Origin of the sequence: Pseudarthrobacter chlorophenolicus A6, assembly GCF_000022025.1 — a bacterium.
Taxonomy (GTDB): domain Bacteria; phylum Actinomycetota; class Actinomycetes; order Actinomycetales; family Micrococcaceae; genus Arthrobacter; species Arthrobacter chlorophenolicus.
Genome location: NC_011886.1, coordinates 1,312,144 through 1,326,209 on the forward strand (window position 1 = coordinate 1,312,144; position 14,066 = coordinate 1,326,209).

The window sequence follows — 14,066 nt, forward strand, 5'->3', positions numbered from 1 at the left end:
GATGACTGAAACCACCACCGCACAGATCCTGGACGGCAAGGCTACCGCCGCTGCCATCAAGGCCGAGCTGACCGAACGCGTGGCCGCACTCAAGGCCAAGGGCGTCACCCCCGGCATCGCAACTGTGCTTGTGGGCGCCGACCCCGCCTCGCAGCTGTACGTCTCCATGAAGCACAAGCAGTCCGTGCAGATCGGGATGAACTCGATCCAGCGCGAGCTGCCGGCTGACGCCACCCAGGCCGACGTCGAGGCCCTCATTGACGAACTCAATGCGGATCCCGACTGCCACGGGTACATCGTGCAGCTGCCGTTGCCCAAGCACCTGGACACCGACGCCATCCTGGAACGGATCGACCCCGCCAAGGACGCCGACGGGCTCCACCCGACCAACCTCGGCCGCCTGGTGCTCAACGTCAACGGGGAGATCACCACTCCGCTGCCGTGCACGCCCCGCGGCGTCATCGAACTCCTGGAACGCAACGGGTTCAGCCTTGCGGGCAAGCACGTGGTGGTAGTCGGCCGCGGCGTCACGATCGGCCGGTCCATCGGCCTGCTGCTCACCCGGCGGGCTGTCAACGCCACGGTGACGCTGACGCACACTGGCACCAAGAACCTGTCGGAACTGCTCCGGCAGGCGGACGTCATTGTGGGCGCTGCCGGCGTCAAGCACATCGTCAAGGCCGCGGACGTTAAGCCGGGCGCCGCCCTGCTGGACGTCGGCGTTACCCGGGAAACCGATCCGGAGACCGGCAAGAGCCGCGTCCACGGCGACATCGAGCCCGCCGCCGCCGAGGTGGCCGGCTGGATCTCGCCGAACCCTGGCGGTGTGGGCCCCATGACGGTGGCGCTGCTGATGACCAACGTGGTGGAAGCTGCGGAACGCTCGGTCGAATCGGCCGGCTAGCCACGGCAAAAACGCGCACGACGGCGGCGCGGAACCTTTCGGGCGAAAGGTTCCGCGCCGCCGTCGTGCGTTAACCCCAAACTGCAAGTGCCCTTCCACATCCCCGGCAGCTCAACTAGTGTGCGGAGGGTGCACAACGAAGCCTTCCTGCCGTCCGGCACCCGGTCCGGCAGCCCGCCGTCGCGCCCCACGGTCATCGCCGCCGGAAACCTGACCAAGAAGTACGGCGACCTCGCTGCCGTCAACGGCATTTCCTTCTCGGTGCCTGCGGGGGAGTCTTTCGGGCTCCTAGGCCCCAACGGCGCCGGGAAATCAACCGCGATGAAGATGATCGGCGGGGTCACCCGGCGCACCTCGGGCACCCTGGACATCATGGGCCTGGACCCGGACACCAACGGACCGGAGGTGCGCGCGCACCTGGGCGTGGTCCCGCAGCAGGACAACCTGGACGAGGAACTGAGGGTCCGGGACAACCTGCTGGTCTACGGCCGCTACTTCGGGCTGCCCATGAGCTACCTGAAACCCAAAGCCGACGAGCTGCTGGAATTCGCGCAGCTGACCGACAAAGCCAAATCCAAGGTTGACGCCCTGTCCGGAGGCATGAAGCGGCGGCTGACCATCGCCCGGTCCCTCATCAACGAACCGCGCATCCTGCTCCTGGACGAGCCCACCACCGGGCTTGACCCGCAAGCACGGCACATCCTGTGGGACCGGCTGTTCCGGCTCAAGGAACAGGGCGTCACGCTCATCCTCACCACCCACTACATGGACGAGGCAGAGCAGCTGTGCGACAGGCTGATCGTGGTGGACAAGGGCCGGATCATGGCGGAGGGGTCGCCGGCGCGGCTGATCCGCGAGCATTCCACCCGGGAGGTGGTGGAGCTGCGCTTCGGCTCCGAACGGAACACCACCATCGCGGCGGAGCTGGACGGCATCGGCGAACGCCTTGAGGTGCTGCCGGACCGGGTGCTGATTTACGCGGACGACGGCGAGTCAGCCCTTGAGCAGGTTGCTTACCGCGGTTTGCGGCCGCTGACCTCGCTGGTCCGGAGGTCCTCGCTGGAGGACGTTTTCCTCCGGCTGACCGGACGGAGCCTCGTTGACTGACGCACGGCCGGCCCCGGGGACCAAGCCTGTCCTGCAGGCCCACGGCCCCGTTGTCGCCGCCGCGAGGGCACGGCGCTGGGGAGCTTTCTACTACGCGGAGCAGGTGCTGCGCGTGATGAAGGGCTACAGCTGGTCCATCGTGATGTACAGCGTGGGCCAGCCGGTGGCCTACCTGTTTGCCATGGGGGTGGGACTGGCCACGCTGGTGGACGGGCAGGGCGGCGCAGCTTTTGGAGGGGTCAGCTACCTCGCGTTCATCGCCCCGGCGCTCCTGGTGTCCGCCGGTGTGATGACCGCCGCCAACGAGTTCACCTTTCCCGTGATGGACGGGTTCAAGTGGCGCCGCACCTACTACGGCCCGCACGCTTCGCCGCTGACCCCCGGGCAGATCGCGGCCGGCCACATCATGGCAGTCACGCTGCGGCTGCTGCTCCAGTCCGCCATCTACTTCGCCGCCGTGGCACTGTTCGGCGCTTCGCCGTCGGGCTGGGGATGGGCGGCCATCCTGGTTGCCACCCTGACAGGGCTTTCGTTTGGCCTGCCGCTGATGGCGTACTCCGCCTCCATCACCGAGGACAAAGGCCAGTTCGCCCTGGTGATGCGGTTCATCGTGATGCCGCTGTTCCTGTTCTCGGGAACCTTCTTCCCCCTGGACACCCTTCCGTTGGCTGTGCGCTGGATCGGCTGGATATCACCCATCTGGCATGGCACCGAACTGGGACGGGTCCTCAGCTACGGCTACCAGGAGCCTCCACTGCTGACGCTCCTGCACCTTGCCGTCCTTGTGGGCCTGGCGGCGCTGGGCTGGACACTGACCCGCCGCCGCTTCGCCCTGAGGATGGGACAGTGAGCACCCGCATGGGTGACGCCGTTGCCGGCGGTGCTGGCCCGGCGGGCGCCGCTTCTGCGGCGGCCCGGGACCGGACCTTCGGCCCGCTGTACTCCCGCAACGCCCGGGCGGTCATCGCCCGCGGGCTGATGGCCACCAGGAGCACCAATTGGCTGGTCATGCTGTCCGGGTTCTTCGAACCGGTGCTCTTCCTCATCTCCATGGGGGTGGGGTTGGGAGCCATTGTCGGGTCGGTTGAAGGTCCCGATGGCACCACCATCAGCTACGCGGCCTACATTGCCCCGGCACTGCTGGCAGTCTCCGCGATGAACGGGGCGGTGTACGACTCCACGTGGAACGTGTTCTTCAAAATGAATTTCGCCAAGCTGTACCAGGGCATGTTGTACACCTCGCTGGGGCCGCTGGACGTTGCCCTCGGCGAGATTTTCCTGGCGCTCCTGCGCGGCATGCTCTACGCCACCGGCTTCACGGCCGTGATGGGAGTGATGGGGCTGATCACCTCGCCCTGGGCCCTGCTGATGATCCCGGCATCGGTGCTCATTGCCTTTGGCTTCGCAAGCCTGGGCATGGGAATCACCAGCTTCCTGAAGACCTTCCAGCAAATGGACTGGATCAACTTCATCCTGCTGCCGATGTTCCTGTTCAGCGCCACGTTCTACCCCCTGAGCGTCTACCCGGAACCCATCCAGTGGTTCATCCAGGCCATGCCGCTGTGGCACGGGGTGGAGCTGCTGCGCCAGATCAGCGTCGGCGTCTTCACCGGGGCCACTGCGGTGCACATCGGCTATTACCTGGTGATGACAGCCGCGGGCATGCTCCTGACCACCCTCCGCCTGCGGTCCCTGTTCCTCAAGTAGCCCCCATCCCAACTAGGTAGCAGCAGATGTCGTTTACAGCCGTCTAAACGACATCTGCTGCTACCCAGTTGGGTGTTCGCCCGGGGTGGAAGGCGGCTGGAGCATGCCGCCCTGTTTGAGAGAATAGGTGCATGCAATCTCTGGGCAACCCCAATTCAGCTCCCCACGCCGCCAAGGGCGGCTTCTCGATGTTCCGCATCAGCGGACCCGGACTGATGGTCCTGGTGACCGCGTTCATCGTTGCCGTGATCTTCGCGGCAAACCAGAACGATGTGGTGGGCTGGGTTGTTGCAGTTATTGCCGCCTTCTGGCTCGCCCTCGCCTGTTTCGTGGTCTTCAGCATCCAGCGGGCGGCCAAGAAGGCCGGGGCGAAGCTCAGCGAGGCCCAGAATGCCTTCGCCACCGCAGCCGGCCGGGGACCGATGCAGTCAGCGGCTGATCACGGCGGAACCACTGTGGTGTCCGAACGCAGCCAGGCCGACGAGGTCCGTGACCTGAAACTGGACCACTCCTTCAAGATCGTCCAGGTGCAGGTCCGCGTCGTGGAGGACGAGCGCGCCAAGGGTGCAGCCGCCAACCAGGACACCATCAACCGGGCCCTTGAGACGATTGAAATCACGGCCACTAACGCCCGGGACATGATCAGGTCCTCCGGCAACGGCGAGCCCGTGGCCGGAACCATCATCGACTAGAGTGGAGCGGGTGAGCTCGGCATTGAAGAAGGACCACCTCCGCATCGCATCCGTTAACGTGAACGGTTTGCGGGCTGCCTACAAGAACGGCATGGCCGCCTGGCTGGAGCCGCGCGACGTGGATATCCTCTGCCTCCAGGAAGTCCGTGCGCCCGATGCCATTGTCCGGCAGTTGCTGGGCGAGGGCTGGCACATCCTGCACGCAGAAGCCGAGGCCAAGGGCCGCGCCGGCGTTGCCATTGCCTCCCGCGAAGAGCCCATTGCCACCCGCAACGGGATCGGCGATGACTACTTTGCCACCGCCGGCCGCTGGGTTGAAGCCGATTTCCGCGTCACCGATGCCTCCGGGGAACGCGTGCAGCTCACCGTTGCCAGCGCCTACGTGCACTCCGGCGAGGTGGACACCCCCAAGCAGGACGACAAGTACCGCTTCCTGGACGCCATGAGCACGCGGCTTCCGGAGCTGTCCAAGCACAGCGACCATGCCCTCGTGGTGGGTGACCTCAACGTGGCCCACACCCCCCTGGACATCCGGAACTGGAAGGGCAACCTCAAGAAGGCCGGCTTCCTGCCGGACGAGCGCGCCTACTTTGACCGGTTCCTGGGTGAGGACATTGGCTGGCATGACGTCCACCGGACCATGTCCGGCGAGATGGACGGGCCGTACACCTGGTGGTCGTGGCGGGGCAAAGCCTTCGACAACGACGCCGGCTGGCGCATCGACTACCACCTGGCGACGCCGGCGCTGGCAGCCTCCGCAACGTCCGCCGTCGTGGACCGTGCCGCCACGTACGACACCCGCTTCTCCGACCATGCCCCGCTGGTAGTGGACTACCAGCTCTAAGCCCCGAAAGTCTCACGCATGACACTCCAGCCCACCCCGGCCGCCAAGAAGCGCATCCTCTCCGGTGCCAAACCCACCGCAGACTCCCTGCACCTGGGCAACTACATCGGAGCCGTCCGCAACTGGGTTGACATGCAGGCAGAGTACGACGCCGTGTTCTTCATCCCTGACCTGCATGCCATCACCGTGGACTTTGACCCCGCGGAGCTTGCCAAGCGCACGCGGATCGTGGCTGCCCAGTACATCGCGGCCGGGATCGACCCGGACAAGAGCATCTTTTTCGTACAGTCCCACGTTCCCGAGCACGCCCAGCTGGCCTGGGCCCTGAACTGCATCACCGGTTTCGGCGAGGCCTCCCGGATGACCCAGTTCAAGGACAAGACCCAGAAGTCCGGCGCGGACACCGCTACCCTGGGGCTGTTCGCCTACCCCACGCTGATGGCCGCGGACATCCTGCTGTATCAGACGGACCTGGTTCCCGTAGGCGAAGACCAGAGGCAGCACCTCGAGCTCACCCGCAACCTTGCCCAGCGGTTCAACACCAAGTTCGGCGCCACCTTCACCGTCCCTGAGGCCACCATCCTCAAGGAGAGCGCAAAGATCTACGATCTCCAGAACCCCAGCGCCAAGATGTCCAAAACGGGAGAGTCGCCCAACGGTGCCATCCAGCTGCTGGAGGACCCGAAGATCGCCGCCAAGCGCATCAAGTCCGCCGTCACCGATGCCGGCACCGAGATCAGGTTCAACCCCGAGGAGAAGCCCGGCGTTTCCAACCTGCTCACCATCTACTCATCGCTGACCGGCAAGCCGGTGGCGGATCTCGAAGCCGAGTACGAGGGCAAGATGTACGGCCACCTCAAAGTGGACCTCGCTGAGGTGGTGGTGGACTTCGTTACCCCGCTGCGCAACCGGACCAATGAGCTGATGGCCGATCCTGCGGAGCTGGACCGGCTGCTGGCCTTGGGTGCCGAGCGTGCCCGCGAGATTGCCTCCGTGACGATGGCCCAGGTCTACGAGCGCATGGGTTTCCTGCCGTCCCACAGCCTCGCAGGAGTCCGCTAGCACCATGTCTTCCAGCGTCGGCGTCATCCTCGGGTTCCCGCCTGGCATAGCAGCAGAGCTCCAGCAATGGCGTGCGTCCTTTGGCGATCCGCTGGCCGGCGTGGTGCCTGCGCACATCACGCTGGTGACCACCACGCCTACCCATGACTGGGAGGCCACCCTGGCCCACGTCCGGGACGTGGCCCGCCGGCAAAGCCCCTTCATGGTCACCATCGCCGGGACCGGATCCTTCCGCCCCGTTTCACCGGTGGTGTTCATCAAGGTCGAGGACGGTTTCGACGAGTGCGTCGAGCTGCACGAAAAGCTCCAGCAGGGCCCGCTGCAGCGTGACCTGCCCTTCGCTTTCCACCCGCACGTCACCATCGCCCACGATGTCAGCCCGGAAAGCCTCGATGAGGCGGAAACGGTGCTGAAAGACTACAAGGCCACCTTCCCCGTGGTTAGCATGGGACTCTACGAGCATGATGCAGACGGCATCTGGCAGCTACGGGAAGAGCTGGACTTTGGGACCGAAACTGACAACGACGCCGGCACCCGATTCGCGGACGGTGCTGCGGAAGCGGCATCCCGAACCGGCGGGGCAGCCTCTTCCCACTGAGCGGGCCAAGCTGCAACTGGCCGTCAGCCAAAAGCGCATGGACTGGAGCAAGGCGCGCAGGTCCGGCGGCGGGGGTGTCAAATCCCTCCTGGCCATGGTCCAATGGCTGCTTGCCCGGCTGAACGCCTTCCGTCCCATGCGCGTGTTCCGGCACTACAGCCTCCAGCACGGCCCGCTGATGAGCGCCGGCATCGGCTTCAACATGTTCTTCTCCATCACCGGCCTGCTGGCCACCGGGTTCTCCGTTGCGGGGCTGGTTTTGCGCGGACAGCCTGCACTGCTGGACAGCATCGTCAGCAGCGTGGCTGCAAGCGCCCCGGGCCTGTTGAAGGTGGACGGCGGAACGGGCCTGGTGGACCCCCAGGACATGCTCAACCCGCAGGGCCTGGGACTTACTGCCATCATCGCGGCCATCGTCACCATCATCACCTCCCTGGGCTGGATCAACGGGCTCAGGGACGGCCTGCGGGGCGTCATGGAACTGCCGCCCCTGGTGGTCAACCCCGTGGTCCTCAAGCTGCGGGACGCGGGCACCCTGCTCCTCCTCGGGGTAGCCCTCGTCATCAGCGCCGGCGCGTCACTGATTTTCGGTACGGCAGCAGGCTGGGTTTCTGATGTCCTGCACCTTGACGATGCTGTGGCCGGCCCGCTGACGACGCTCATCAAAATTGCCGTTCCGCTGGTCCTGAGCTGGGTGACGGCCCTCATCATGTTCCGGCTGGCGGGCGGGCTCAAGCTCTCCCGCCGCGCCCTCCTGGAAGGCACCATCCTGGCCGCCATCGGCACCACGGTGCTGCAGGTCTTCAGCACCGAACTGCTGGGCGGTGCCGGCCGCAATCCCATCCTGGCGCCGTTTGCCATCATCATCGGGCTGCTGATCTGGTTCAACTTCGTCAGCCAGGTGTACCTCGTTTCGGCAGGCTGGTCCGCCGTCCGTGAAGCCGACCTGGCCGCGGGGGACAAGCCGCGCAAATCGATCCTCGGCGCCCGCCACACCATTCCCCAAACCTGAAGAACCGCTCCGCGCCGCTGCAGGGCGGCCGGCGTCCCCGATTGCGGCAGGGCCTTTTGGCGGCCATCCCTTTGTGATACGTTTCACGAAACCGCTTTCTGACGAGGGAAGAAGCTGGCTCGATGACGCGTCACAGCACCCACCGCCTCCGCAAATCCGTCGCAATGCTCAGCGCGGCATGCCTGCTTGGGCTGACAGCCGCGTGTTCCGCACCGTCGGGCGGAGGAGGCGACGGGCCGGTGGAGATCCGGTTCGCCTGGTGGGGCAATGCGGGCCGCGCAGAGCTCACCAACAAGGCCATCGCCGAATTCGAAGCCGCGAACCCTGACATCAAGGTGAAGCCCGAGTTCGGGGACATCGGCGGTTACTTCGACAAACTCGCCACCCAGGTGGCCGCGAACGATGCACCGGACGTCATCACCATGGGCGGTGCCTACCCGGCGGAGTATGCCAACCGTGGGGCGCTGCTGGACCTCTCAACGGTCCGGGGTCAACTCGACCTCAGCAAGATGGACCAGGGGGCGCTGGACAACGGCCAGGTGCAGGGCAAGCAGTACGGCATTTCCACCGGTGCCAACGCCCTCGCCATCGTGGTGAACCCCGCCGTTTTTGCGGCGGCCGGCGTTCCCCTCCCGGACGATGCCACCTGGAGCTGGGAGGACTTTGCTGAAACCGCCGCGAGCGTGACGGCGAAGAGCCCCAAGGGCACCTCTGGGACGGCAACGGTCCTCACCCACGACTCCCTGGACGCCTTCGCACGGCAGCGGGGGGAGTCCCTCTACACCCAGGACGGCCAGCTTGGTCTCACCAAGGAGACAGTCCAGGACTACTTCGACTTCTCCCTCAAACTCAGCGAGTCCGGCGCTGCGCCCAACGCCTCCGAGACAGTGGAAAAGCTCAGCGTCAGCACCGAACAAACACTCATGGGCATGGGCCAGGCCGGCATGATGCTCACGTGGAGCAACTCTTTGACGGCGCTCAGCAAGGCCTCCGGAGCCGAACTGAAACTCCTCAAGCTCCCCGGCGAGAAGCCCACACCGGGCATCTGGCTCCAGTCATCGCAGTTCTACACCATTTCCGCCCGGAGCAAGCACACCGAAGCCGCGGCCAAGCTGGTGAACTTCCTGGTCAATAACCAGGCCGCCGCCAAGATCATCCAAAGCGACCGCGGCGTGCCCAGCAACCCCGAAATGCGCACGGCCATCCAGGACCTCCTGACGCCGCAAGGCAAGGTCGAAGCTGCCTACATCGGTGAGGTCGGCAAGATGGACTTCGCGCCCACCTACATCGGGCCCACGGGGTCGACGGCGGTCTCAGAGATCACGGCGAGGATCAACACCGACGTCCTGTTCAAGCGGTTGACCCCCGAAAAGGCGGCCGAACAGTGGATCAGTGAAAGCAAGGCCGCTATCGGCAAGTAGGCAGCGCCCGGACGGACGGCCCGAACAGCCCGGGCGGGTCAGTGCGCGGCGTCGAGGTACTGGTCGGCCCAGGCCGCGATAATCCTGGCCGCCCGCGCAGCCTGCCCCTTGCCGGTCAGGAGGTGATCGCTGCCTTCCAGCGAGACGAAGTTCCGGGGGTGCCGGGCCGTCTGGAAGATCGTGCTGGCATTCTCGATCCCCACCGTGTTGTCGGTGGGGGAGTGGAGCACCATCAGCGGCTTGTGCAGCTGCCGGATGCAGTCCGTGAGGTCGGCGTTTTCCAGGTCCTCCACGAAGTGCCGGCGGATCTCCACGCGCTTGCCGCCCAGGTCGACTTCGGCGCTGCCTTCGCTCAGGATCCGGTCCAGGGCGGCGTCGAAGACGTGGGCCACGTGCTTGGGCGAGAAGGGCGCGCCAACTGTTGCGACGGCGTCGAGCTCCGGGATCTCCCGGGCCGCGGCCAGGACTGCCGCGCCGCCGAAGGAGTGGCCCACCAACAGCGAAATTTCCTTGCCCTCGCTGCGCATGAACTCCGCAGCCTTGACCGTGTCGGCAACCTTGTGGCTGAAGGAGCCGGCAGACCACTCGCCGGCGGATCCGCCCAGGCCCAGGTTGTCGAACCGCAGCATGCCCACGCCGCTGTCCGCCAGCGCCTTACACATCCGCGACGCGGACGGCGCGTCCTTGCCCAGGGTGAAACCGTGCGAGAAGACGCCCCAGCCCTTGACCGGGCCGTCCGGGATGTCGATGATGCCGGACAGCATCTCTCCGGTGGAACCGGCGAATGTGACCTTCTCTGAGCGGGACACGGTGTCCCCTTCCTGATCCTGCCGTTGCCCCATCAGATAAGGCTCCTAAAACCCGGTTTTGGGACCATATCTGATAGGGCAACGTGCGTCTTGGTGATGATACGACGACGGCGCCAGCCCCCTTGGGTGGGGACGGCGCCGTCGTCTGGGGTGTTTTTCGTCAGATCTTGCGGGAGAGGATCGCCTGCTTGACCTCGGCGATCGCCTGCGTCACTTGGATGCCGCGGGGGCATGCTTCGGAGCAGTTGAAGGTGGTGCGGCAGCGCCACACGCCTTCCTTGTCGTTGAGGATCTCCAGGCGCATGTCGCCGGCGTCATCACGGGAATCGAAGATGAAGCGGTGCGCGTTGACGATTGCGGCCGGGCCGAAGTACTGGCCGTCGGTCCAGAACACCGGGCAGGAGGACGTGCACGCAGCGCAAAGGATGCACTTGGTGGTGTCGTCGAAGCGCTCACGGTCTTCAGCGGACTGGAGGCGTTCCTTCGTGGGCTCGTGGCCCTTGTTGATCAGGAACGGCATGACCTCGCGGTAGGACTGGAAGAACGGCTCCATGTCCACAATGAGGTCCTTCTCCACCGGCAGGCCCTTGATGGGTTCCACCGTGATGGGCTTGGACGTGTCCAGGTCCTTCAGGAGGGTCTTGCAGGCGAGGCGGTTGCGGCCGTTGATGCGCATGGCATCGGAGCCGCACACGCCGTGGGCGCAGGAGCGGCGGAACGACAGGCTGCCGTCCATCTCCCACTTGACCTTGTGCAGGGCGTCCAGGACGCGGTCCGTGCCGTACATGGTGAGGTGGTAGTCGTCCCAGGTTGCCTCTTCCGAGACCTCCGGGTTGTACCGGCGGACGCGCATGTGGACATCGAACGTGGGGATTTCGCCGCCCCCGCCGACGCCGGCAGGCAGTTCAATCTTTGAGGCTGGCTCAGCGATTTCAGCGGTCATCTTAGTACTTCCTCACCATCGGCTCGTAGCGGGTAAAGACGACCGGCTTGGTGGCCAGCCGGATTCCGGCGATTGCTTCCGCCGATCCGTCAGCCGGCGCGTGGTCATCCTTGTACGCCATGGAGTGCTTCATGAATTTCTCGTCGTCACGGTCCGGGAAGTCCTCGCGGAAGTGTCCGCCGCGGGATTCCTCACGGTGCAGGGCAGCAACCGTCATGACCTTGGCCAGTTCCAGCAGGAAGCCCAGTTCCACGGCCTCGAGGAGGTCAAGGTTGAAGCGCTTGCCCTTGTCCTGCACGTTGATGTGCTTGTAGCGCTCCTCGAAGGAGGCGATGTCGCTCAAGACCTGGTTCAGGGTGTCCGCGGTGCGGAACACCTGCATGTTGGCGTCCATGGTGTCCTGCAGTTCCTTGCGGATCTGGGCCACCTTTTCGTCGCCGGTGCCGTTGCGGGCGATGTCCAGCAGTTCCGTGGTGTAATCCAGCGGGTTTTCCGGCAGCTCCACGAACTGGGCCGTCTTGGCGTATTCCGCGGCGGCGACGCCGGCACGCTTGCCGAACACGTTGATGTCCAGCAGGGAGTTGGTGCCCAGGCGGTTGGAGCCGTGCACGGACACGCAGGCCACCTCACCCGCGGCGTACAGGCCAGGGATCACGGTGTCGTTGTCCTGGAGGACCTCGGTTTCGATGTTCGTGGGGATACCGCCCATGGCGTAGTGCGCGGTGGGGAACACCGGCACCGGCTCCGTGTACGGCTCGACGCCCAGGTAGGTGCGGGCGAACTCGGTGATGTCCGGGAGCTTGGCGTCGATGTGCGCCGGTTCCAGGTGGGTCAGGTCCAGGAGGACGTAATCCTTGTTAGGGCCGCAGCCGCGGCCTTCACGGACTTCGTTGGCCATGGAACGGGCCACGATGTCGCGGGGTGCAAGGTCCTTGATGGTGGGGGCGTACCGCTCCATGAAGCGTTCACCGTCCGAGTTGCGCAGGATGGCGCCCTCACCGCGGGCAGCCTCGGAGAGGAGGATGCCCAGGCCCGCAAGGCCTGTCGGGTGGAACTGGAAGAACTCCATGTCCTCCAGGGGGATGCCGCGGCGGAACGCGATACCCATGCCGTCACCGGTCAGGGTGTGGGCGTTGGAGGTGGTCTTGAAGACCTTGCCGGCGCCGCCGGAGGCGAACACCACGGACTTGGCCTGGAACACGTGCAGTTCGCCGGTGGCGAGGTCGTAGGAAACCACACCAGCAACGCGCTTCTGCTTGTAGGAGGTGCCGTCTTCGCGGACCGCGTCCTCTTCGACCGTCAGCAGGTCCAGGACGTAGTACTCGTTGTAGAACTCAACGTTGTGCTTGACGCAGTTTTGGTACAGGGTCTGCAGGATCATGTGGCCGGTGCGGTCCGCTGCGTAGCACGCACGGCGGACGGGTGCCTTGCCGTGGTCGCGGGTGTGGCCACCGAACCGGCGCTGGTCGATCCGGCCCTCGGGCGTGCGGTTGAACGGCAGGCCCATCTTTTCCAGGTCGAGCACGGCGTCGATGGCTTCCTTGGCCATGACCTCGGCGGCGTCCTGGTCCACCAGGTAGTCACCGCCCTTGACGGTGTCGAACGTGTGCCACTCCCAGTTGTCTTCCTCGACGTTGGCAAGGGCTGCACACATGCCACCCTGCGCCGCACCGGTGTGCGAGCGGGTGGGGTAGAGCTTGGTCAGTACTGCTGTGCGCGCGCGCTGACCGGATTCGATCGCGGCGCGCATGCCAGCGCCACCGGCACCGACGATGACGACGTCGTACTTATGGACCTGCATACCAGACGCTCTTTCTCTCAAAATTCGCAATAAAACAAACGGGGGCGTATTGCTGTCCCCGCACAACAGGGCCCGCGGTTTATGCCCGCGGGCCCGGGATGATGCTGGTGCTAGGCAGGGCAGAAGCCGCCAGGCAGCGGAACGCCGTCCACCACGGGGCACGGATCGAAGGTGAAGATCACCAGGGTGCCCAGGACGATGATGACCACGGTGGCCGAGTAAAGGACCGTCTTCAGCCAGCGGCGGGTCGAGTCCTTCTCTGCGTAGTCGTTGATGATGGTGCGCACGCCGTTGGTGCCGTGCAGCATGGCCAGCCACAGCATGGCGAGGTCCCAGAACTGCCAGAACGGGTCTGCCCACTTGCCGGCCACGAAGCCGAAGTCGATGGCGTGGATGCCTTCGCCCACCATGAGGTTGACGAACAGGTGCCCGAAGATGAGGACCACCAGCACCACGCCGGAGAGGCGCATGAACAGCCAGGCGATCATCTCGAAGTTGCCCCGGCTTCCGCCGTTGCGGCGGTACTGGGGTGCGATCCGCCCGCTGCGGGGGCTCTCGATGGTTGCAGTCATGGCTTAGTGACCTCCGAGGGCGAGGGACAGGTGGCGGATGGAGAAGGCAACCATGGTGACAACCCAGAGGCCCAGGACTGCCCAGAGCATCTGGCGCTGGTACTTGGCGCCCTTCTTCCAGAAGTCCACTGCGATGATGCGCAGGCCGTTGAAGGCGTGGAACACGATCGCAGCGACAAGGCCGGTCTCACCCAGTGCCATCAGCGGATTCTTGTAGGCGCCAATGACGGCGGTGTACGCCTCCGGGGACACACGCACCAGGCTTGTGTCCAGGACGTGGACCAACAAGAAGAAAAAGATCACTACACCGGTAATCCGGTGTCCTACCCAAGACCACATGCCTTCACGGCCGCGGTACAAGGTGCCAGCTGGTTTTGTCGGCACTGATAAACCTCCCTGCAACACAGCGGCGCTGGCATGAGATCCACGCGGGGGGAACGCCTGCTGCGAGAGCACTCGTAGCTCAGGCCTAAATCTAGGCTTCGCTCACAGCTTATTCAATTTAGGGGCATCTTGCTGCCCAGCAGTGGCGCGGTTTTTCTGATTTTTTGAGACAAACGCCACAAAGCCTTGCTCTGAAAGCGGCTGTGCTGC

15 protein-coding genes are annotated in these 14,066 nt (G+C 65.1%); 10 read left to right on the forward strand and 5 right to left on the reverse strand.

Annotated elements, in window-relative coordinates:
• The first annotated feature begins 1 nt into the window (after window position 1).
• From ACHL_RS05975 to ACHL_RS06020, 10 genes are all read left to right on the forward strand, one after another.
• A complete protein-coding gene (locus ACHL_RS05975) occupies window positions 2-904 on the forward strand; it encodes a bifunctional methylenetetrahydrofolate dehydrogenase/methenyltetrahydrofolate cyclohydrolase (RefSeq protein WP_015936404.1) in 903 nt (300 codons plus the stop codon).
• Between the two features lie 129 nt (window positions 905-1,033).
• A complete protein-coding gene (locus ACHL_RS05980) occupies window positions 1,034-2,011 on the forward strand; it encodes an ABC transporter ATP-binding protein (protein WP_043793823.1) in 978 nt (325 codons plus the stop codon).
• Entirely contained in the window at window positions 2,004-2,861 is an 858-nt protein-coding gene (locus ACHL_RS05985; protein ID WP_015936406.1) for an ABC transporter permease, read from the forward strand. Before ACHL_RS05980 ends, ACHL_RS05985 begins: the two co-directional genes overlap by 8 nt.
• A gap of 8 nt (window positions 2,862-2,869) precedes the next feature.
• Window positions 2,870-3,718: an ABC transporter permease gene (locus ACHL_RS05990; protein WP_015936407.1), complete on the forward strand. Its 849-nt coding sequence runs from the start codon at window positions 2,870-2,872 to the stop codon at window positions 3,716-3,718.
• A gap of 131 nt (window positions 3,719-3,849) precedes the next feature.
• Window positions 3,850-4,410, forward strand: a complete 561-nt coding sequence (locus ACHL_RS05995; protein ID WP_015936408.1) for a hypothetical protein — start codon at window positions 3,850-3,852, stop codon at window positions 4,408-4,410.
• Window positions 4,411-4,420: 10 nt separating this feature from the next.
• A complete protein-coding gene (locus tag ACHL_RS06000) occupies window positions 4,421-5,254 on the forward strand; it encodes an exodeoxyribonuclease III (RefSeq protein WP_015936409.1) in 834 nt (277 codons plus the stop codon).
• Window positions 5,255-5,272: 18 nt separating this feature from the next.
• Window positions 5,273-6,316, forward strand: coding sequence for a tryptophan--tRNA ligase (gene trpS / locus ACHL_RS06005; protein ID WP_015936410.1), 1,044 nt, complete (start codon window positions 5,273-5,275; stop codon window positions 6,314-6,316).
• Window positions 6,317-6,320: 4 nt separating this feature from the next.
• Window positions 6,321-6,914: a 2'-5' RNA ligase family protein gene (locus ACHL_RS06010; protein WP_015936411.1), complete on the forward strand. Its 594-nt coding sequence runs from the start codon at window positions 6,321-6,323 to the stop codon at window positions 6,912-6,914.
• Between the two features lie 37 nt (window positions 6,915-6,951).
• Window positions 6,952-7,926: a YihY/virulence factor BrkB family protein gene (locus tag ACHL_RS06015; protein ID WP_015936412.1), complete on the forward strand. Its 975-nt coding sequence runs from the start codon at window positions 6,952-6,954 to the stop codon at window positions 7,924-7,926.
• A gap of 122 nt (window positions 7,927-8,048) precedes the next feature.
• A complete protein-coding gene (locus ACHL_RS06020) occupies window positions 8,049-9,347 on the forward strand; it encodes an ABC transporter substrate-binding protein (protein WP_015936413.1) in 1,299 nt (432 codons plus the stop codon).
• Window positions 9,348-9,385: 38 nt separating this feature from the next.
• Here ACHL_RS06020 and ACHL_RS06025 read toward each other — a convergent pair whose 3' ends face one another.
• The 5 genes from ACHL_RS06025 to sdhC all read right to left on the reverse strand — a co-directional run bounded on the left by ACHL_RS06025 (window position 9,386) and on the right by sdhC (window position 13,856).
• The gene (locus ACHL_RS06025; protein WP_015936414.1) at window positions 9,386-10,156 is read right to left on the reverse strand and encodes an alpha/beta hydrolase family protein; all 771 of its coding nucleotides are present in this window, start codon (window positions 10,154-10,156) and stop codon (window positions 9,386-9,388) included.
• 160 nt (window positions 10,157-10,316) lie between these two features.
• Window positions 10,317-11,099 carry a succinate dehydrogenase iron-sulfur subunit gene (locus ACHL_RS06030; RefSeq protein WP_015936415.1) on the reverse strand — a complete coding sequence of 261 codons (783 nt, stop codon included), beginning with the start codon at window positions 11,097-11,099 and terminating at the stop codon, window positions 10,317-10,319.
• Window position 11,100: 1 nt separating this feature from the next.
• Window positions 11,101-12,900 carry a succinate dehydrogenase flavoprotein subunit gene (gene sdhA / locus ACHL_RS06035; protein WP_015936416.1) on the reverse strand — a complete coding sequence of 600 codons (1,800 nt, stop codon included), beginning with the start codon at window positions 12,898-12,900 and terminating at the stop codon, window positions 11,101-11,103.
• Window positions 12,901-13,010: 110 nt separating this feature from the next.
• Window positions 13,011-13,472: a succinate dehydrogenase hydrophobic membrane anchor subunit gene (locus ACHL_RS06040; RefSeq protein WP_015936417.1), complete on the reverse strand. Its 462-nt coding sequence runs from the start codon at window positions 13,470-13,472 to the stop codon at window positions 13,011-13,013.
• Between the two features lie 3 nt (window positions 13,473-13,475).
• A complete protein-coding gene (gene sdhC / locus ACHL_RS06045; protein WP_015936418.1) occupies window positions 13,476-13,856 on the reverse strand; it encodes a succinate dehydrogenase, cytochrome b556 subunit in 381 nt (126 codons plus the stop codon).
• Between the last annotated feature and the right edge of the window lie 210 nt (window positions 13,857-14,066).